This is a genomic window from Rhodococcus sp. 852002-51564_SCH6189132-a (assembly GCF_001665495.1).
In the GTDB taxonomy this organism is placed as follows: Bacteria; Actinomycetota; Actinomycetes; order Mycobacteriales; family Mycobacteriaceae; genus Rhodococcus; species Rhodococcus pyridinivorans.
In genome coordinates, this window is record NZ_LZMJ01000055.1 from 52,270 (window position 1) to 72,024 (window position 19,755).

A 19,755-nucleotide genomic window follows, 5' to 3' on the forward strand; every position below is an offset into this window, starting at 1 on the left:
CTACCGCTCCCGAGGTCCGCCGCTGCGACGATCAGCCCTCGACGATCTCGAACTCGTCGAACACCACTTCACCGGCCGCATCGGACTCGCGGAGGTTCACCTCGCCGATCAACGCCCAGCCGTGATCGCCCTGCGGATCGTGCAGGGTCTGACGCACCCGCCACAACTCGGGACCCATCTCGACGGTGAACAGCAGCGGTCCACGCGCGTCGGGGCCGGTACCGATCTCGTCGTACTCGTCGAAGTACAGCTCGAGCAGGTCTTCCCAGTCCTCGGCGTCGAGACCGTCGCCGAGGGCCGCGAGTTCGTCCCAGCGTCGACGCGAGGCCAGTTCGACCCGCTTGAACATCGCGTTGCGGACCATGACCTTGAACGCGCGGACGTTCGCGGACAACGGGCGAGGGGAGTCGACGCCGAACGCGATCTGCTGGTCGTCGGATTCCACCCCGGGATGGGTGAGGGACTCCCACTCGTCGAGCAACGATGAGTCGACCTGCCGGATCAGCTCGCCGAGCCACTCGATGATGTCCTCGAGTTCCTCCGTGCGCGCGGCGTCCGGCACCGTCTGCCGCAGCGCGCGGTAGGCGTCGGCGAGATAGCGCAGGACCAGCCCCTCGGAGCGGGCCAGGCCGTAGTGCGAGACCATCTCGGAGAAGGTCATGCTGCGCTCGATCATGTCGCGCACCACCGACTTCGGGGACAGGGGGAACTCCGACACCCAGGGATGCCCACCCCGGTACGTCTCGAAGGCCGGCTCGAGCAGCTCCACCAGCGGCTTGGGCCAGGTGATCTCCTCGAGCAGTTCCATCCGCTCGTCGTACTCGATGCCGTCGGCCTTCATCTGTGCGACGGCCTCACCGCGTGCGGCATGCTGCTGCGCCATGAGCACCTGACGGGGATCGTCGAGGGTCGATTCGATGACCGACACCACATCGAGCGCGTAGGTGGGGGAGTCGACGTCGAGCAGTTCGATCGCTGCGAGGGCGAACGGCGACAGCGGCTGGTTGAGCGCGAAGTCGCGTTGCAGGTCGACGGTGAGGCGGGCCCGGCGCCCGAACTCGTCGGGCTCGTCGAGTTGCTGCACCACACCCGCTTGGAGCAGGCCCCGGTACAGCGAGATCGCCTTGAGGATGTGCTTGCGCTGCGCCGGACGGGGTTCGTGGTTGTCCTCGAGCAGATGCCGCATCGCGTCGAAGCAGTTGCCCGGTCGCGCAATGACGTTGAGCAGCATCGAGTTGCTCACCGAGAACCGCGACTGCAGCGGTTCGGGTGACGCCGCGATCAGCTTGTCGAAGGTGCCCTCACCCCACGAGACGAACCCTTCGGGTGCCTTCTTACGCTGCACCTTCCGGCGCTTCTTCGGGTCGTCCCCGGCCTTGGCGAGGGCCCGGACGTTCTCGATCTCGTGCTCGGGGGCCTGTACGACGACGGTGCCCATCGTGTCGTATCCCGCGCGGCCTGCGCGACCGGCGATCTGGTGGAACTCGCGCGCCTTGAGCTGCCGGGTGCGGGTGCCGTCGAACTTCGTCAGGCCCGTGAGCAACACGGTGCGGATCGGCACGTTGATGCCGACGCCGAGCGTGTCGGTTCCGCAGATGACCTTCAGGAGCCCGTCCTGCGCGAGCTTCTCGATCAGGCGCCGGTACTTCGGCAGCATGCCCGCATGGTGCACACCGATACCGTGCCGGACGAGACGCGAGAGGGTCTTGCCGAAGCCGGTGGAGAACCGGAAGTCGCCCAGCGCGGTGGCGATTGCCTCCTTCTCGGCCTTCGTGCACATGTTCACGCTGGTCAGGGCCTGGGCGCGCTCGAGGGCCGCGGCCTGGGTGAAGTGCACGACGTAGACGGGTGCCTGATGCGTGGTGACGAGTTCTTCGATCGCTTCACCGATGGGTGCCTGCGAGTACGAGAAGGTCAACGGGACGGGTCGTTCGGAGCCCGAGACCTCCACCGTCGGCCGTCCGGTGCGGCGGGTCAGATCCTTCTGTAGGAAGGTCACGTCGCCGAGCGTCGCGGACATGAGCAGGAACTGCGCGTGCGGCAACTCGATGAGCGGAACCTGCCACGCCCACCCGCGGTCGGGTTCGGAGTAGAAGTGGAACTCGTCCATCACGACCTGGCCGATGTCGGAGTCCGGTCCCTCACGCAACGCGAGATTCGCGACGATCTCGGCGGTCGCGCAGATGATCGGCGCTCCGGCGTTGACCGATGCGTCGCCGGTCATCATGCCGACCTTGTCGGCACCGAAGACGTCACACAGGGCGAAGAACTTCTCGCTCACGAGCGCCTTGATCGGGGCGGTGTAGAAGGTGCGCTTCCCGGCAGCGAGCGCGAAGAAGTGCGCGCCGAGCGCTACCATCGACTTTCCCGAGCCGGTGGGCGTGGCGAGGATGACGTTGGAGCCGGCGACGAGCTCCATGAGCGCTTCCTCCTGCGCCGGATACAGCGAGATGCCACGATCCGTCGTCCAGGTGGTGAACGCGTCGAACAGCGCGTCGTCGTCGACGGGGTCGGGTATCAGATCGGGAAGCAGCACTTCTCCAGGCTAGTCGGAAGGACCCGACCCACCGCCGCGGGTCGCGTGGCCCGGCGTGTAGTGCAGGTCAGGTGGCGCTGCGCTCGTCCGAACCCATCGCGCCGAGCACCGCCATGCGGGTCTCCGGGCCACCGCTGATCTGCGACTCGCTCACACCCGACACGAGGAGCCGGCGCCAGCGGTCGAGGTCGAACTCCAGGGGAGCGGTGGTCTCCAGGAAGTTCTCGACCACCCGCAGGAAGCGCAGCGGGTCGTCGCGGAACGGGAAGTGGCCGGAGCCCCGGAAGATCTCGAGACGTGAACCGGGCATGGCCGAATGCGCGAGATAGGCGTGGGCGATGGGGATGACGCTGTCGTGATCGCCCCAGATGAGCTGGACGGGAAGGTTCTCCGTCAGATAACAGCGGTCGAGCATGGTCACCACCTGACCGCGCCAGTCGACCACCGCGCGCAGCGTGCGCAAATACGCTTCGTAGGCCGTGGGGTCGGGGAGGTTCCCCAGTACGCGCACCAGATCCGAGGTGTCGTGCAGCAGGGCACCGGGCCTCAGTGGCGATCCGTTGACCCGGTTCAGCATCGCGCCGGCAGCGCGCAGGACGGGCATCGCCCCGGGCAGTCGCAGGACCCGCAGCGCGTCGCTGACGATCGGCACCGAGATCAGCCGCAGGGCAAGATGGACGTCCTTGGTGACACCGCCGGACGCGACGAGCACCAGACGCTCGACCATGTGCGGGAACTGGTAGGCGAACTGCATCGCCACCCCGCCGCCGAGCGAATGGCCGATCACCGTGACCGATTCGATCCCGAGGACCGACAGCAGGTCGCGCATACCGTTCGCGTAGGCGGCCACCGAGTAGTCGGCCCGCGGCTTGTCGGATCGACCGTGCCCGAGCAGGTCGGGGGCGATCACGGTGTACTTCTCCGCCAGGTGCGGGATCACGTCCTGCCAGGTCGACGAGTCGTCACCGATTCCGTGTACGAGCAGCAGTGCGGGACCGCTTCCGGCCAGGCGGAACGCGCGTCGGTAACCGTGGATCGTGCGGAACACGATACGGGGTTCGTTGTCCGGAACCGGGCGGAGCGTCCGGGCGCGCGGTGGAACCATGAGCGTCTCCTGCGACGTCGGTGATCGCGTGGTGGTAGTCAGGCTGCCCGACCCGTGGCCGAGAACCGGACACAACTACCACTGTGGCATGTCGCCGAAGCGTACATGTCTGTATGTGACGTCGACAACGACGATTGTGATGATCATGAAACATCCGGCGAACCCGCCGTGGTGTCAACGCGGAGCGGGATCGTCCCCGTCGTCCGGGTCGAACTCGCCGAATCCGCCGTCGCCGGTTCCTCCGTCGTCCGGACCGGGGAGATCGCCGCCGGGACCGGCGCCGCGCCGGTCGTATTCGGCGAGGAACCGCTCGAACTCCGCCCCGATCTCCTCACCCGTCGGCAGACTCTCGTCGGTCGGCAGGGGAGAGGTCTGCTGTTCCTGGGCGGCGACGTAGCTGTCGTATTGCCGCTCGAGCGCGTGCACCACGCCGAGGACCTCGGCATTGTCCTCGATGTGCTCGTCGATCTGCTCCCGCACCCGCGCCGCGGCCTCACCGAGCGCCTGCAGAGACAGCTCGAGGCCGCCGACCTCTGCGACGTTCGTCAGCAGCGTCTCGGCGGCCGCCGGATAGTCGGTCTGGGCGAGATAGTGCGGCACGTGCACGGAGAAGCCTACGGACTCGTGCCCGTGCTGGCCCATGCGGTATTCGAGCAGCGACGACACTCCCGCGGGCACCTGGAGCTCGCCCGACCAACGGTGGTGCCCCGCGATGAGGTCCTTGTTCGTCGAGTGCGCGGTGACCGCCAACGGCCGGGTGTGCGGGATCGCCATGGGGATCGCGTTGAGTCCGATGGTCCGCCGCACCCCGAACTGCTCGGCGAGCAACCGCACCGCGGTGATGAAACGCTCCCACTTCAGATCCGGCTCGGCACCCGCGAGCAGCAGGAACGGGGTGCCGGCCTCATCGATGAGCGCGTACAGGTTCAGTTCGGGCTCGGCGTAGTCCGAGAAGTGGTCGGCCTCGAACGTCATGAGCGGCCGACGCGACCGGTAGTCGATCAGTTCGTCGACGGCGAACGACGCGACGAGCTCGGTCTCCAGACTCTCGCGCAGGTGCGTGGTCGCCAGGCGCACCGCGTGTCCCGCGTCGGCGAAACCTTCGAGACCGTGCACGAGGACCGGCCCCTCACCTTCCGGGGAGGTGAGCTGCGGAGCCGGGAATTCCAGCTCGTACATGCGGGACTGTTCGTCCATCTGCGAACCACTCCGATCACACTTCGTCTCGGCATCTCCGCCGGGGTCACCCGACGTGGCATGGTGGTGTTCGAGTCTAATCGACGCTACGACGACCGATTCCGGGGCGCACATCCTGCCCGACGTCGACGACCGAGGGAGGTTCGGGTGACCCGACGCGACACTCGTCCGAGGCGCCGCGCATCGGCCGCCCGAAGCGCGGTGGCGACAGCGTGCCTGATGCTCGCATCCGCCTGCTCCCAGACCGTCTCCGGCGACCCCCGGCCCGAACCGGCAGCCCTGACGGGAACCGCGCCTGCACCTGCACCCGCGATTGTCCGGGCACCGGGCGAGCTGGTGCTTCCTCCCGAACGTTTTCCCGAACCGTACGTCGCGGTGGTCCTCCCACCGGAGGCCGTGGCGCAGGCAGCGCCCGACCTGACCGGGATCCAGCCCGGCTCGAAGGTCGATCCGGGCGGATGTCTGCCGCCCGCGCAGAATTACGGCCCCGAGAGCACCGCCATGGTGGTCGGTACCGACAACGCCAGTCGCGCGACGATCAGTGTCGAGGTCACCCGTTCCGCTCCGGACGTCGGCGAGTACCGCACCTATCTCACCGAGTGCTCGCAGGTGGACGCCACCGTGCGGGGGATCACCTCGACCGTCTCGACCGTCCTCGGCGACGATCCCGCCATAGCCGTCGACGGGGCCGAGACGCTGGCCCTGACCCGCACGGTCGACTCCGGCAGGGGATCGGGTGGCATGACGCAGTCGATGGCCGCGCGGATCGCGCAGATCGGGGACGTGCGTGTGACGGTCACGTACCTGTCCTTCGACGCGGCGCCGCCCGACGCCGACAATCTCGACCTCGTGTTCCGGGAGGCCGTCGACTTCGCCGCCCGCCCCTGACGGGGCCGGGCGCGCACCCTAACAGCGTTCACCGACGGGATCGTCCGTTCGGCACGGGTCGACGATGCCGGTCGCGGAGTTGTCCACAGCCGGCCGGTTCATCCCCAGAAGGCCGCGGAACGACCCCGGGAGTCGCTTTCCGCTCGGGCCGATGGGCCACGGTTCGAGCATGACAACTTCCACGCCTTCGTCGTCGCATCCCCTCCGTCTCACCGATGTCGGTGACGTGATCGCCGCCCTGCCCGCCCTCATGGGCTTCCCGCCGATGCGTTCGATCGTCGTGATGTGCCTGACTCCGACGGGTGACGCTCCGACCCGCCCGAACGGGAAGGTGGCGAGTATCGGCGCCGTGATGCGACACGACCTCGTCCTGCCCCGGCCCGGAGAGTCGGTCCCGGAACCCATGCGCGCGGCGTTCCGGCGCTTCTGCGCCGTCTGTGCCCGCGAGGGCGCGGAATCTGTGGTGGCCGTTCTCGTGGACGACGATCTCATCGACCGGCACGATCCGGTGATCGCCGACGTGTGCAGGCTCGTCGACGACTTCGCCGACCATCTCGACGCCGTCGGCATCGACCTGGCGGGGGTGTACGCGCTACCGGAGATCACCGGTGGAGCGACCTGGTTCGTGCCCGGCCAGAACATCACCGGCAGCGTGGCCGATCCCGGGTCCTCGGTGGTCGCGGTGGCCCGGGTGTTCGAGGGCAGCCCGATCCGCGGCTCCCGCACCGAGCTCGCCGCACTGCTCGCGCCGTATCCGCCGGCGGTGAGGCAGGAGGTCGCGCGGTATATCGACGAGGTCGTCGAGACCCGCGACCGCGAGTACGAACGCTGTGCCCGCGAGGGCGGCGGCGAACGCGCCGACCGTCTCGAACTCGAAACCGTGCTCGCACACATCGAGACGTACGCCGGCGGAACGGATCCCAGCGCGTCCGACATCGCCGAGCTGGCCGTCCTGCTCGCCAACCGCACGGTGCGCGACGCCGCCATGGGACTTGCGACCGGACCGCTCGCACGGCCGGCGGAGCGTCTGTGGACCGAGCTCGCCCGGGCCCTGCCCGATCCCGAGCGGGCCGATGCCGCCGCGCTTGTCGGCTTCGGCGCTTACGTGCGCGGCGACGGTCCGCTCGCCGGGGTCGCGCTCGCAGCGGCCCTCGAATCCGATCCCCGCCACCGGCTTTCGGATCTGCTCGACCAGGCCCTGCAGGCGGGACTGCGTCCCGAGTCGATCCGTGGCCTCGCGGAGACCGGACACGAGATCGCGGCGCGGCTGGGACTCGAACTGCCGCGCGGCGACGAACCGTCCTGAACCGGAGCCGTGTCCTCGATCAGCGTCGAGCGGCGTGCAGCCGGTCGCCGAGAGACCGGGTGAACTCCCACGCATCGGAGACGATCTCGTCGAGATCGGTGTGCTGGGGGTTCCACCCGAGCTCGGAGATCGCGCGGCTGCTCGAGGCGATGAGCACGGCCGGATCACCGGCACGGCGCGGCGCGTCGACCGCTGCGATCGGCAGGCCCGTGACTCGCTCGCACGCCGAGATGACCTCGCGGACGGTGAAGCCCTCTCCGCTGCCGAGGTTGTAGATGCCGTGGCGGCCGGGTTCGGACTTCGTCAGTGCCAGTACGTGGGCGTCGGCGAGATCCTTGACGTGGATGTAGTCGCGCACCGCGGTGCCGTCCTTGGTCGGCCAGTCGGTGCCGAAGACCGAGATGTGATCGCGCACACCGAGAGCGACCTGCAGCACGAGTGGGATCAGATGCGTCTCGACGACCCGGTTCTCCCCGGCACCGCCGTAGGCGCCCGCGACGTTGAAGTACCGCAGACTCGTCGCCGCGAGACCGTGAGCGTGCGCGTACGAGGAGATCGCATGATCGATGGCGAGCTTCGACGCACCGTACGGGTTGGTCGGCCGGGTGGGCGCGTCCTCGGTGATCGGCACGCTGTCGGGTTCGCCGTAGGTCGCGGCGGTGGAGGAGAACACCAACCGTGGGGTACCCGAGCGGCGGACGGCCTCGAGCAGGGCCAGGGTGGTCACCACGTTGCCTTGCCAGTACTTCTCGGGGAACTCCACCGACTCGCCGACGAGGGACTGTGCACCGAAGTGGAGGACGCCGTCGAAACGGGATCCGGAGAGCAGTTCGTCGGCGACGGCCGCGATGTCGCCCTCGACGAACTCGGCACCGGTGGGCACCGCTTCGGCGTTCCCGGTGGACAGGTCGTCGACGACCACGACGTCGTGGCCCTGCTCGAGCAACACGGTCGTGCACACGCTGCCCACATAGCCGGCGCCGCCGGTCACCAGAAGTCTCACGCTGGACATCCCCTTTTCGCACGCCCGTACCGGACATGCGAAAAGGGGCCTGGGTCAGACCTGCTTCACCTGCACGGCGTGGGCCATCTCGTCGGAAAGCTCGAAGCTGTCGTGACCGGCCACGGTGATGGACACCGAGCCCGGTCGCGTCTCGACTGTAACCCGCGCGTCCGGGACCACACCGGCCTCACGCAGTCGCGCGATGACCTCGGGGTCGGACTGGACGTACTCCGCGAGCCGGCGTACCACGACCGCGGTCGGCTTGCCGTGCGGGATGTCCGTCAACCGCACCAGCTTCTCGTCGAGGACCGCCGTGCGGTCGAGGCCGAGCTGGGCCAGTCCTGGAATGGGGTTGCCGTAGGGGGAGGTGGTCGGGTTGTTGAGCACCTCCACGAGACGGCGCTCGACCTCCTCGCTCATCACGTGTTCCCAGCGGCAGGCCTCGGCGTGCACGTTCTCCCAGTCGAGACCGATCACGTCCACGAGAAGCCGTTCCGCGAGCCGGTGCTTGCGCATGACCGAGACCGCGAGATCGCGGCCCTTCTCGGTGAGCTGCAGGTGGCGGTCGCCGGCGACCCGGAGCAGGCCGTCGCGTTCCATGCGGGCCACGGTCTGGCTGACCGTCGGTCCGCTCTGTTCGAGGCGCTCGGCAATACGCGCGCGCAGCGGCACCACGCCTTCCTCTTCCAAGTCGTAGATGGTCCGGAGATACATCTCCGTTGTATCGACCAGGTCCTTCACTCTCACACCCCTTCGTCTGGGCCGATTCTAACCGTGCGAACAGGACGGTGGGGGCGCCCTCCGAGGCTCGCATGTCCGTGGGTGGACCAGTAGCGTCTGTGTCCATGACCACGAGCTCCACCGCGGCGGGCGGTACGACACAGCTGAGCGGCGATCGGATAGTGGTGTGGAGCCCCGACTACCTCGACTACCGGTGGGGTCCGACACATCCGATGAACCCCACGCGTCTCGATCTCACGATGGCGCTGTCCCGCAGTCTCGGTCTCCTCGAAGGCGTCGAGACGGTCCGCCCGTCCCCTGCGGACGACACCGATCTGCTGCGCATCCACACCTCGTCCTACGTCGACGCGGTCAAGCGCGCGGGTTCCGCTCCGGAGGGAGCGGCACCCCCGGCCGACGCACCCCACGGTCTCGGCACCGAGGACAACCCGATCTTCCCCCGTATGCACGAGGCCAGCGCGACGCTCGCCGGGGGAACCCTCGCGGCCGCACGCGAGATCGCGAGCGGCCGGGCCCGCCGTGCGGTGAGCATCGGGGGCGGCATGCACCACGCGATGGCCGACTGGGCCGCCGGGTTCTGCGTCTACAACGACGCCGCCATCGCGATCTCGTGGCTGCTCGACCACGGCTACGACCGCATCGCCTACATCGACGTCGACGCCCACCACGGCGACGGTGTGCAGCACGCCTTCCTCGGCGATCCCCGCGTCCTGACCATCTCCCTGCACCAGCATCCCGCGACGCTGTGGCCCAACACCGGGTGGTCCAGCGAGGTCGGTTCGGGTCCGGCCGAGGGCACCGCGATCAATCTGCCCGTACTGCCGGGCACCGTGGACGCGTTGTGGTTGCGCGCCTTCCATGCCGTCGTGCCGGGCGCGGTCGCGGCGTTCCGCCCCCAGATCCTCATCAGTCAGTGCGGTGCCGACAGCCACCGCGAGGACCCTCTGGCCGATCTCTCCCTGACCGTCGACGGCCAGCGCGCGTCGTATCTCGCGATGCGCGATCTCGCCGACCGCTACTGCGAGGGTCGCTGGCTCGCCGTGGGCGGCGGCGGTTACGGCCTCGTGCGGGTGGTGCCGCGCGCGTGGACCCACCTGATCGCCGCGGCGCTGGACCGCGAGATCGACCTGAGCACCCCGGTTCCGGCGGACTGGAGCGAGCGCGTCGGCGCTCTCGCGCCGAGCGTCGAACTGCCCACGGTCATGGGGGAGGGCTCCGACGTCTCGTACCTGCCGTGGGACGGTCCCGGTGGCACACCGGAAACGGGGATCGCGTCCCTGGACCGCGCACTGACCCGCATCGATTCGGCGATCATCGCCACGAGGCGGGCGGCCTTCCCGCTGCTCGGCCTGGACCCGGAGGACCCCCGTGACTGACCGGCAGAATCCCTCGGCGGCACCGGACTCCGCGTCTGCGACGGGCGCGGCCCCCGCGCAGGGTGCCGGGACGACAGGGGAGACCGACCCCGCGCGCGAGGCGGCGCTGGCGCGCGCCCGCCACTATCCGCGGCACTGGGTCGCCGACGTGCTGGCCTCGGACGGCGGTGTCGTACACCTGCGGCCGATCGTCCCCGAGGACGCTGACGCGATCGTCGCCTTTCACAGCAAACTGTCCGAACGCACCCGCTATCTGCGGTACTTCGGTCCGTACCCGACGATCTCGAAGAAGGACCTGTTCAACTTCACGGTCGTCGACCACAAGTCCCGGGTGGCGTTCGTCGCGGTGCTCGGCGACGAGATCATCGCCGTCGGGCGGTACGAGGGACTCTCGCACGAGGGCGACGGTCTCTCCGCCGAGGTGGCCTTCACCGTCGCCGACGCTCACCAGGGACGCGGTCTCGGTCCGATCCTGCTCGAACATCTCGCCGGCGCGGCCGCCGAGAACGGACTGCACACCTTCGTCGCCGAGGTCCTCGCCGAGAACCGGCACATGATCACGGTCTTCCGGGAAGCCGGCTACCAGGTCAGCCGCAGCTTCGAAGGGGGAGTCGTCCGGCTCGAGTTCGCGATCGACCCCACCGAAGCCCTCGTCTCGGTCCGCAACGCCCGCGAACGCGCCGCCGAGGCGCGCAGCGTGCGCAACATCCTCGGTCCCGGCAGTGTCGCCGTCATCGGTGCCTCCACCGACAGCCGCAAGGTGGGCAACGCCGTGCTGGTGAACATGCTGCGCAGCGGGTTCACCGGGCCGGTCTACCCGGTCAACGCCGAACACCGGTCCGTCCGAGGTGTCCGCGCCTACCCGACCGTCCGCGACATCCCCGATGAGATCGATCTCGCGGTCGCCGCCGTCCCCGCCGAATCGATCGACTCGGTGCTCGACGACTGTCTCGCGAAGGGTGTCAAGGCCCTGCTCGTCGTCTCGTCCGGTTTCGGCGAGACCGGACCGGAGGGTCGCGACGCCGAGCGGCGGCTCACGCTGGCCGCGCGGTCGCACGGTATGCGACTCATCGGGCCGAATGCTCTCGGTGTCGCCAACAACGATCCCGCCATCCGACTCAACGCGACCCTCGCGCCCGTGCTCCCGGCGTCCGGCAACGTCGGTTTCTTCTGCCAGTCCGGCGCCCTCGGCATCGCGATCCTCGACGAGGCCGCCAAGACGGGTGTCGGACTGTCGTCCTTCGTCTCGGCCGGCAACCGCGCCGACCTGTCCGGCAACGACCTGCTGCAGTACTGGGACACCGATCCTGCCACCGAAGTGGTGCTGCTGTATCTGGAGAGTTTCGGCAACCCGCGCAAGTTCTCGCGCATCGCGCGGCGGGTGGCGCGCAGCAAACCGATCGTCGCCGTCAAGAGCGGCCGCCACGCGGTGCCGCCGGCGCTCGCCGCCCGGACGGGGGAGATGGACGACACCATCGTGCGATACCTGTTCGAGCAGGCCGGTGTCGTCCAGGTCGAGTCCATCGGCCAGCTCTTCGACTCGGCCCTGCTGTTCGGTTACCAGCCGCTGCCCGCGGGTCCCCGCGTCGCCGTGGTCGGCAACTCCACCGCCCTGGGTCTGCTCGCCGTCGACGCCGCCCGCGGCCAGGGTCTGCAGGCACCGGACGCGGTGGATCTCGGCGCGCAGGCGTCGCCCGAGGAATTCGCCGAAGCCGTCGCCCGGGCGCTCGACTCACCCGATGTCGACTCGGTGATCGCGGTCTTCGTCCCGCCGGTCGCCGTCGACGTCCAGCCCTACGCGCAGGCCCTGCGCGACGCCGTCGCCGGGTCGGAGAAGCCGGTGGTCACGACCTTCCTGGCGACCGAGGGTATCCCCGACGTCCTGGCCGTGCGCGGACCGGACGGCAACCCGACCCGCGGATCCGTGCCGTCCTATCCCGGTCCGGAACGAGCGGCGCTCGCCCTGGGGCGGGCGTGGCGGTACGCGAAATGGCGCAGTCGTCCGCCCTCGCAGGTCGTGCGACCGGCGGGCATCGATCCCGAGCGCGCCCGTGCGCTCGTGGACAGCTGGCTCGAGACGACTCCCGAGGGTCGCTACCTGTCGGATACCGAGGCGGCCCTGCTGCTGTCCTGCTACGGAGTCGAGGTCGCGGACTTCCGCGCCGTCACCACCGAGGAGGAGGCGGTCGCGGCGGCGGACGAGATCGGCTTCCCCGTGGCGGTCAAGGCCACCGGTGCGCAGTGGCGGCACCGGCCCGATCTGACCGGGGTCCGGCTCGATCTCGTCGACGCCGATTCGGTACGGATCGCCTATTGCGACCTGGCCGCGGTGTCGGGGGAGCCGTTGATGCACGTGCAGCGGATGGCCCACAAGGGCATCGGTTGCGCGATCCGTGTGCAGGACGACCCGTCGTTCGGTTCGCTCATCTCGTTCGGTCTCGCCGGTGTGATCTCCGACCTGCTCGGCGACCGCGCCTACCGGGTTCTTCCGCTCACGGAGGACGAGGCGGTCGAGTTGATCGACGCGCCGAAGGCGGCGCCGTTGCTCTCGGGCTATCGCAATGCCGCACCGGTGAACAAGCCGGCACTCGTCGACTTCGTCCAGAGGATCTCGGCGCTCGCCGACGACCTGCCCGAGGTGCGCGAACTGGTGTGCGAACCGGTCTTGGCCTCGGTGGTGGGAGCCGAACTCACCGACGCGCACGTGCGGATCGGGCCCGAACCGCACCCGCTCGATCTCGGACCGCGCCGTCTGCGCTGACGGCAGTCCGGCGGCCGAACACCTGCCGGAGAAGGCACCCGAACGGCAACGATCCCCGAGAACCCAGCCCGGTTCTCGGGGATCGGATACCGCTGACGCGCCCGGTCAGCTGGCGTAGGCGCGAAGGCGCTCGGCGCGGTCTCCTTCGCGGAGCTTGACCATCACTTCGCGTTCGATCTGCCGGACACGTTCACGGGACAGCCCGAAGAGCTTGCCGATCTGATCGAGGGTGCGGGGCTGGCCGTCGTCGAGGCCGTAGCGCAGCCGGATGACCTGCTGTTCGCGCTCGTCGAGCGTCGCGAGGACGCTGCGGACGTCGCTGTGCAGGAGTCCGGCGATGACGGCGGTCTCGGCGGACGTCGCCTCGGCGTCCTCGATGAAGTCGCCCAGCGGGGCCTCCTCGTCGTTGCCGACGGGCATGTCGAGGCTCACCGGGTCGCGGCTGTGGTCGAGCAGGTCGGCGATCTTCTCGACGGGGATACCCGACTCGTTGGCGAGTTCCTCGTCGGTCGCCTCGCGGCCGAGCTGCTGGTGCAGCTCACGCTTGATGCGGGCGAGCTTGTTGACCTGTTCGACGAGGTGGACGGGGAGCCGGATCGTGCGGCTCTGGTCGGCCATTCCGCGGGTGATGGCCTGACGGATCCACCACGTCGCGTAGGTCGAGAACTTGAAGCCCTTCGCGTAGTCGAACTTCTCCATCGCGCGGATCAGGCCGAGGTTGCCCTCCTGGATGAGGTCCAGCAGGGGCATACCGCGTCCGGTGTAACGCTTCGCCAGCGAGACGACGAGGCGCAGGTTCGCCTCGAGCAGGTGGCTGCGAGCGGCCTGTCCTTCGCGGACGATGATCGCGAGGTCGCGCTTCTTCGCCGCCGACAGACGCTTCTTCGTCTCGAGCAGGTGCTTGGCATACAGGCCGGCCTCGATCCGCTTGGCCAATTCCACCTCGTCGGCTGCGGTGAGCAGAGCGGTCCGTCCGATGCCGTTCAGGTAGACGCGAACGAGATCGGCTGCGGGGCTCTGACCGTCCAGGTCGGAATCGAAGCGAGCGGTGGTTTCGGGGCGTGCCATGACGTGCCTCCTCATCGGTGGTGTCTCACAGGGTTCAACGACCGGCGAAGCGGTGGAGTTCCCGTCGGTCTCGGAGTACCACCGCGCTGACCTGCACTAACCCGATGAGCTCCTGAGAAGTTGCTGAGAGAACCGAATCGTGGAACCTCAGGAACGCCCCGGAGGGGGTCAGACGGGCTCGATCAGCCCGTGCCGCACCAAGCCGTGCACGAGGCCCACCGATTGCGTGAGGAGGTCGTCCTCGTCCTCGCCGTGCGCGGCCGCGAGCAGCGACACGAGATCCCCGAGCGGAAGACCGTCGGCGCGCATGCCGCCGAGCAGGGCGGCCGCGAGGTCGTCCACCTCGTGCTGCCAGGCCGGACCGCCACTGCGGTGCACCCGCACGACCACCTGGTCCCACCCGTCCTCGCCGGGCAGGTGCACCCGCTCGAGGGCCGTGTCGGGCCGCACCGCGAAACGGGCGTCGAGCACCTCGTGTGTACGCAGCCAGTCGAGGCGCCGGAAGTAGTCGATCGCCTCGTCGCCCAGCGCGTCGGTGAACGCGTGCCGCAGGTCCTCGGCCATCACATCGGACGGCAGGTCGGTGCGGCGCAGGTAGACGAACCCGAACCCGACGCCCTCGACGCCCTGCTCCTCGAAGTGGTCGAGCCACTGCTCGGCGCGCACCGCGACCTCCGGCTCGCGTTGATCGGCGTCACCGTCTCGCAGCCACGTCCCGACGTAGAGGGCCGGATCGGCGACATCGCGCTGCACGATCCAGGCGTCGACGCCGTGTGACGGCAGCCACGATGCGACGCGGGTCCGCCAGTCCTCGCCCTCGACGTGCACCCAGGACGCGAGCATCGCGGCGGTGCCGCCGGGATTCAGGTGTTCGGCGGCCTGCGAGATCATGAGCCGGCTGGCGCCGTCGAGATCGAGACCGGAATCGCGGTAGCTGTGCTCGACACGTCCGGCGCTCACCACGAACGGTGGATTCGCGACGATGCGGTCGAAGGTCCGGCCGGCGACCGGCTCGAACCACGACCCCTCGAGAAGATCGATGTCGATCTCGTTCAACGCGGCGCTCGCGGCGGCCAGGGTCAGGCAGCGGGGGTTGATGTCGGTCGCGGTGACCTCGTCCGCGTGGTCCGCGGCGCGGATCGCCTGCACCCCGCAACCGGTGCCGAGATCGAGCACCGAACCGACCCGATCGGTCGGGGTGGCCTGCAGCAGCGACAGGGAGGCCTGACCGACGCCGAGGACGTGATCGGGGCGGGTCGGGACGGGCCGGATCGAGCCGTCGAGATCGGACAGCACCCAGCGGCTGCCGGTCCCGGCGTCGAGGGGCCGCAGGTCGAGAGCGGCCCGCACGCCGTCGCCGTCGCGTTCGACGAGTCCCGCCTGCACGGCCTGCTCCGTCGTCACCGGAGCGAGAGCCTGCGCGACCTCGTCCTCGGGGCAGGTGTCCTGGAGGAGGAACAGCCGCACGAGCACGCCGAGATCGCCCGCACCGCGCGCGATGCGCCGAGCAGGGACGGGTTCGCTACGCCCGAGGGCGGCGTGCGCCTCGGGGCCGAGCAGTTCCCGGACGGTGTCGAGGTCGTAGCGGCACCGGATCAATGCGGTGCGCAGAGCCGGGCAGAGAGACAGGAGAAGGTCGCGGTCCACCACGACATTCTCGCAAGCGTCCCGTCCGGGGTCCCTGTCAGCCGTCGATCACATGGTGGCGGGACGACTCGATCGCCGGGGCATCGTCGAAGCGGCCGTCCCAGCGGCTCGGTTCGTCCTTGCGGCGCGGCGGCCGGTCGTTGGCGATGAGGACGGCGATCCACGGCAGCGGGATCGACACCCCGATGATCGCCATCGAGATCCAGGGATTGGCCCATACGCCGTACGCGATCGCCGCCAGCAGCAGGGCTGGGATGCGGACCGACATGATGGTGAGGTACTTGCGAACCCGTGCTCGGTGCTGATCCTCGAGCGACGCCTCCGCCGCGGTGATCAGAACCGGGTTGTCGGGCGATCCGTTCTCGGGGGATCCGCCGAAACCGTGAGTTCTCGCCATGTCTTCCACCTTCCCACGCCGGGCCGTCGCACGCACATACACATCCGGCCCTTCCGTGCGGCATCATGGACACGTGAGCACGGATATCAAGGAACGGCCGGATACCACCACCGACGAAACGACCGACGACGACATTCCGAAGTTCTTCCACTACGTGAAGAAGAACAAGATCGCCGAGAGTGCGGTCATGGGTACCCATGTGGTCGCGCTGTGCGGTGAGGTCTTTCCGGTGACCCGGTCGCCGAAGCCCGGCTCGCCGGTGTGCCCCGAATGCAAGAAAGTCTACGACGGTTTGCGCAAGGGCGACTGAGACACCTGGTGGAATACCTCGTCGTCCGCCGCGGCGTCGGGTGATTCCGGCGACGGTCTTGCTGCCGGCGAAGACGGTGATACTGCCTCCACCGTCAACAGTTCGGTCTGGGCCGGGGGAACTTCGGATCCCCCGGCCTTGTCGTCGTGCGAGGCAGTGTCGTCGTGGGGGGCAGTGTCGTCGTGGGGGGCAGGCCGATCGTCCGGCGCCGCATCCGACTCGACGGGTTTCCCGTCGATCGGCCACGACTCGGGTTGGCGATCCCCGGGCCGGATCAGGTCCGACAGCCGGATGGTCGTGGAGCTCGTCAACCGGCGGGTGAGGTTCGTCACCGGTCCGCTGTCGGGCGACGGATCACGGGCCGACTGCTCCGCGAGCCAGATCCGCCACTGCTCCAGACGCGTGGCGCGCGCCGGCCAGAACTGTTGCACCGTGGCGTTGAACTCCGCTCCGAGGACCACGGCGAACCCCAGGAAGAACGTGAACAACAGGAACGCGATCGGGGCGGCGAGCGCACCGTAGGTGTAGCCCGTGGCCGCGACCCACGTCAGGTACCACCGCAGGATCACGCTCGACGCGAGGAAGAACACCCCGGCCAGCACCGCGCCACCGAGCAGTCGGTGCCACGGCAGTGACTTCGGCAGCGCCACCTTGTACAGGGTCGTCAGACCGATCAGTAGGAGCAGACCCACCGCGGGGAAGTAGAAGGTGTCGATGATCCGTGAGCCGACATCGAACCAGGCGTCGGGCAGCAACCGGCCGATCAGAGTGGGTCCGAGCGCTACGAGCGGCATCGTGAACACCGCCAGGATCAGGAAGATCACGTAGAGGAGCAGCCCGAAGATCCGCTGCCACACCGGGTGGCGATGGTCCTGCTGGTGGTGCGCTTCGACGATCGAATCCACGAACGTCGAGATCGCCGACGATCCTGCCCACAGCGACAACACGAAGCCCAACGACATCACGTCGGCGCGACCCCGACGGAGGACGTCCTCGACCGTGGGTTCGATGATCTGGTCGACCACGCTGTCGCTGAAGACCGAGCGGAGGAAGGTGACGGTCTTCGACGTGATGATCTCCACCGTGTCGGGACCGAACCAGCCACCGACGTAACCGAGACTGCCGAGCAGACCGAGCAACAGGGGCGGCAGTGAGAGGGTCTGCCAGAAGGCCGCGGTCGCCGCCTTGCTGAAGATCGAGTGGTCCCAGGCCGACGACAGGGTGTGCGTCACGACCTTCCAGCCCTTTCCGACCGCGCGGCGAACGCGGCCGGAGGGTGCCTGTGCGGGGGATCGTGGTGTGTCGTTCATCTACTTCCAGAATTCCTGAAGACACGCTCGCGTGCGCGCACAGGCAGGTGAGGGCCTCTCGAATTCTGCCACGCAGTCCTCGGAGAACCCGCCGACGCCGCGGCTTCGGCGGGTTCGCGGGCTCCGAGACGATAGGCTGCATGACGGTCGGCGCCCGGACGAGTGCGGTGGCACCGACCCGAGCGAAGCGGACAAGGAGCACGAGAAACCGGTGAGCACCGAAACCGTCGGACAAGCTACGACCTCCGCCCCTGTGGCCCAGCTACGTGCCTGGCAGCGCCGCGCCCTCACCAAGTACCTCGCGACGAAGCCGCGCGACTTCCTCGCCGTCGCGACCCCCGGCGCCGGTAAGACGACCTTCGCCCTCCGGGTGGCGTCGGAGCTGCTGCGCGACCGGACGGTCGACCAGATCACGGTGGTCGCCCCCACGGAGCACCTCAAGCACCAGTGGGCGGGTGCCGCGGCCCGCATCGGCATCGCGCTCGACTCGAACTTCACGAACTCCACCGGGCAGACATCGAGCGACTACCAGGGCGTCGTGGTCACCTACGCGCAGATCGCCTCGCACCCGTTCAAGCACCGTGTGCGCACGGAGGCGCGTCGCACCCTGGTGATCCTCGACGAGATCCACCACGGTGGCGACGCGAAGAGCTGGGGTGAGGGCATTCTCGAGGCGTTCGGGGACGCGACCCGCCGTCTGGCACTGACCGGTACACCCTTCCGCAGCGACGACAGTGCGATCCCGTTCGTGAGCTACGAACCGAACGAGGACGGTCTGCTGCAGTCCAAGGCCGACCACGCCTACGGCTACGCCGACGCACTCGCCGACGGCGTCGTGCGCCCCGTCGTATTCCTCGCGTACTCGGGCGAGGCGCGCTGGCGCACGAGTGCGGGGGAGGAGTTCACCGCGCGACTGGGAGAGCCTCTCAGCGCCGAGCAGACGGCCCGGGCGTGGCGGACGGCCCTCGATCCCCAAGGCGACTGGATTCCTGCGGTGCTGGGGGCGGCGAACACCCGTCTGCAGCAGCTGCGTGCCGGCGGCATGCCGGACGCCGGTGGGCTCGTCATCGCCACCGACCAGACCACCGCGCGTGCGTACGCGAAGATCCTCGAGTCGATCACCGGCGAGATGCCGACCGTGGTGCTCTCGGACGATCCCACCGCCTCCGACCGCATCTCGCAGTTCAGCGAGGGCAACCAGAGGTGGATGGTCGCCGTGCGCATGGTGTCCGAGGGCGTCGACGTCCCGCGACTGGCGGTGGGTGTGTACGCGACCAGCGCCTCGACCCCGTTGTTCTTCGCGCAGGCCATCGGCCGCTTCGTGCGGTCGCGCCGCAAGGGGGAGACGGCCAGTGTCTTCCTGCCGTCCGTGCCGGTGCTGCTCGAGCTCGCCAGCCAGCTCGAGGCCCAGCGCGACCACGTCCTCGGCAAGCCGCACCGGGTCAAGGAGGGCTTCGACGACGAGCTGCTCGCCGACGCGAACCGGCGCAAGGACGAGCCCGGCGAGGACGAGAAGGCCTACCACTCGCTCGGGGCGGACGCCGAGCTCGATCAGGTCATCTACGACGGATCCTCGTTCGGCACCGCGACATTCGCGGGTTCCGACGAGGAGGCCGATTATCTGGGGCTCCCGGGTCTGCTCGACGCGGAACAGATGCGGGCGCTGCTGCGTCAGCGTCAGGAACAGCAGCTGAACAAGCCGAAGGCCGAACCGGCACCCACGCCGCCGCCCCAGGTGACCGAGCGTGTCGAGACCGCCGACACCCTCGCCCAGCTCCGTCGCGAACTCAACTCGCTCGTCGCGGTCGTGCACCACCGGACCAGGAAGCCGCACGGGGTGATCCACGGCGAACTGCGTCGCCAGTGCGGTGGTCCGCCGACGGCGATGGCGACCGCCTCCGTGAACTCGGAGCGACGATCGTGAGCGAGTCCGACGCCACCGTGTGATCCGCCGTCCGGAACCACGGTTCCGAGACCCGACCGAACGGGGGGGCCCCCCCCCGGGGGGGGGCGGGGGGAGGGCGCGCAAAAAAACACGCGCGACGGACCCGCGGGGCGGGGGTGGGGGGGGGGCCGCCCCCCCCGGGGCCCCCCCCCCCCCCGGCCCCCC

General features: G+C 69.1%; 15 protein-coding genes. 6 read left to right on the forward strand and 9 right to left on the reverse strand.

The genetic code is table 11. The features are described from left to right. Positions 1-31: 31 nt before the first annotated feature. The 3 genes from A5767_RS12980 to A5767_RS12990 form a co-directional block, all read right to left on the reverse strand. Positions 32-2,536, reverse strand: coding sequence for a DEAD/DEAH box helicase (locus A5767_RS12980; RefSeq protein WP_006551324.1), 2,505 nt, complete (start codon positions 2,534-2,536; stop codon positions 32-34). Positions 2,537-2,603: 67 nt separating this feature from the next. Then, positions 2,604-3,641, reverse strand: coding sequence for an alpha/beta fold hydrolase (locus A5767_RS12985; RefSeq protein ID WP_064852452.1), 1,038 nt, complete (start codon positions 3,639-3,641; stop codon positions 2,604-2,606). A gap of 174 nt (positions 3,642-3,815) precedes the next feature. Then, positions 3,816-4,838, reverse strand: coding sequence for a proteasome assembly chaperone family protein (locus tag A5767_RS12990; RefSeq protein WP_064852453.1), 1,023 nt, complete (start codon positions 4,836-4,838; stop codon positions 3,816-3,818). A gap of 147 nt (positions 4,839-4,985) precedes the next feature. Between A5767_RS12990 and A5767_RS12995 the strand changes: the two genes are divergently transcribed. Continuing rightward, positions 4,986-5,726: a DUF5642 family protein gene (locus A5767_RS12995; RefSeq protein ID WP_231913184.1), complete on the forward strand. Its 741-nt coding sequence runs from the start codon at positions 4,986-4,988 to the stop codon at positions 5,724-5,726. 169 nt (positions 5,727-5,895) lie between these two features. Next, positions 5,896-7,032 (forward strand): DUF4192 domain-containing protein, encoded by a 1,137-nt coding sequence (locus tag A5767_RS13000; RefSeq protein ID WP_006551328.1) that lies wholly within the window; start codon positions 5,896-5,898, stop codon positions 7,030-7,032. Between the two features lie 19 nt (positions 7,033-7,051). Here the strand turns inward: A5767_RS13000 and galE are convergent, their stop codons facing one another. Together galE and A5767_RS13010 are read right to left on the reverse strand one after the other, a co-directional pair. Further along, positions 7,052-8,044, reverse strand: a complete 993-nt coding sequence (gene galE, locus A5767_RS13005; RefSeq protein ID WP_175427942.1) for a UDP-glucose 4-epimerase GalE — start codon at positions 8,042-8,044, stop codon at positions 7,052-7,054. Positions 8,045-8,089: 45 nt separating this feature from the next. Further along, on the reverse strand, positions 8,090-8,776 hold the full coding sequence (locus A5767_RS13010) for a metal-dependent transcriptional regulator (protein WP_006551330.1): 687 nt from the start codon (positions 8,774-8,776) through the stop codon (positions 8,090-8,092). Positions 8,777-8,880: 104 nt separating this feature from the next. On the opposite strand from A5767_RS13010, the gene A5767_RS13015 reads away from it, so the two are divergent. Together A5767_RS13015 and A5767_RS13020 are read left to right on the forward strand one after the other, a co-directional pair. Then, complete coding sequence (locus A5767_RS13015) at positions 8,881-10,152, forward strand: acetoin utilization protein AcuC (protein WP_006551331.1); 1,272 nt, start codon at positions 8,881-8,883, stop codon at positions 10,150-10,152. A 106-nt stretch (positions 10,153-10,258) separates the two neighbouring features. Next, on the forward strand, positions 10,259-12,913 hold the full coding sequence (locus tag A5767_RS13020; RefSeq protein WP_064852459.1) for a bifunctional acetate--CoA ligase family protein/GNAT family N-acetyltransferase: 2,655 nt from the start codon (positions 10,259-10,261) through the stop codon (positions 12,911-12,913). A gap of 105 nt (positions 12,914-13,018) precedes the next feature. On the opposite strand, the gene A5767_RS13025 is transcribed toward A5767_RS13020, so the two are convergent. The 3 genes from A5767_RS13025 to A5767_RS13035 form a co-directional block, all read right to left on the reverse strand. After that, entirely contained in the window at positions 13,019-13,981 is a 963-nt protein-coding gene (locus A5767_RS13025; RefSeq protein WP_006551332.1) for a sigma-70 family RNA polymerase sigma factor, read from the reverse strand. 168 nt (positions 13,982-14,149) lie between these two features. Beyond that, a complete protein-coding gene (locus tag A5767_RS13030; protein WP_064852460.1) occupies positions 14,150-15,628 on the reverse strand; it encodes a DUF7782 domain-containing protein in 1,479 nt (492 codons plus the stop codon). Between the two features lie 37 nt (positions 15,629-15,665). Next, positions 15,666-16,025 (reverse strand): DUF3099 domain-containing protein, encoded by a 360-nt coding sequence (locus A5767_RS13035; RefSeq protein ID WP_006551334.1) that lies wholly within the window; start codon positions 16,023-16,025, stop codon positions 15,666-15,668. 73 nt (positions 16,026-16,098) lie between these two features. On the opposite strand from A5767_RS13035, the gene A5767_RS13040 reads away from it, so the two are divergent. Beyond that, positions 16,099-16,335 (forward strand): DUF3039 domain-containing protein, encoded by a 237-nt coding sequence (locus A5767_RS13040; RefSeq protein ID WP_064852454.1) that lies wholly within the window; start codon positions 16,099-16,101, stop codon positions 16,333-16,335. On the opposite strand, the gene A5767_RS13045 is transcribed toward A5767_RS13040, so the two are convergent. Next, a complete protein-coding gene (locus tag A5767_RS13045; RefSeq protein ID WP_039587049.1) occupies positions 16,308-17,645 on the reverse strand; it encodes a YihY/virulence factor BrkB family protein in 1,338 nt (445 codons plus the stop codon). The genes A5767_RS13040 and A5767_RS13045 overlap by 28 nt on opposite strands. Before the next feature lie 211 nt (positions 17,646-17,856). Between A5767_RS13045 and A5767_RS13050 the strand changes: the two genes are divergently transcribed. Further along, entirely contained in the window at positions 17,857-19,569 is a 1,713-nt protein-coding gene (locus A5767_RS13050) for a DEAD/DEAH box helicase (RefSeq protein ID WP_064852455.1), read from the forward strand. Positions 19,570-19,755 lie beyond the last annotated feature (186 nt).

Excerpts from the sequence above, each read along its gene's own strand:
- A5767_RS13025 (WP_006551332.1), bottom strand. The coding sequence starts at position 13,981 with ATGGCACGCCCCGAAACCACCGCTCGCTTCGATTCCGACCTGGACGGT.
- A5767_RS13015 (WP_006551331.1), top strand. The coding sequence starts at position 8,881 with ATGACCACGAGCTCCACCGCGGCGGGCGGTACGACACAGCTGAGCGGC.
- A5767_RS13045 (WP_039587049.1), bottom strand. The coding sequence starts at position 17,645 with ATGAACGACACACCACGATCCCCCGCACAGGCACCCTCCGGCCGCGTT.
- A5767_RS13035 (WP_006551334.1), bottom strand. The coding sequence starts at position 16,025 with ATGGCGAGAACTCACGGTTTCGGCGGATCCCCCGAGAACGGATCGCCC.
- A5767_RS12985 (WP_064852452.1), bottom strand. The coding sequence starts at position 3,641 with ATGGTTCCACCGCGCGCCCGGACGCTCCGCCCGGTTCCGGACAACGAA.
- A5767_RS13000 (WP_006551328.1), top strand. The coding sequence starts at position 5,896 with ATGACAACTTCCACGCCTTCGTCGTCGCATCCCCTCCGTCTCACCGAT.
- A5767_RS12990 (WP_064852453.1), bottom strand. The coding sequence starts at position 4,838 with ATGGACGAACAGTCCCGCATGTACGAGCTGGAATTCCCGGCTCCGCAG.
- galE (WP_175427942.1), bottom strand. The coding sequence starts at position 8,044 with ATGTCCAGCGTGAGACTTCTGGTGACCGGCGGCGCCGGCTATGTGGGC.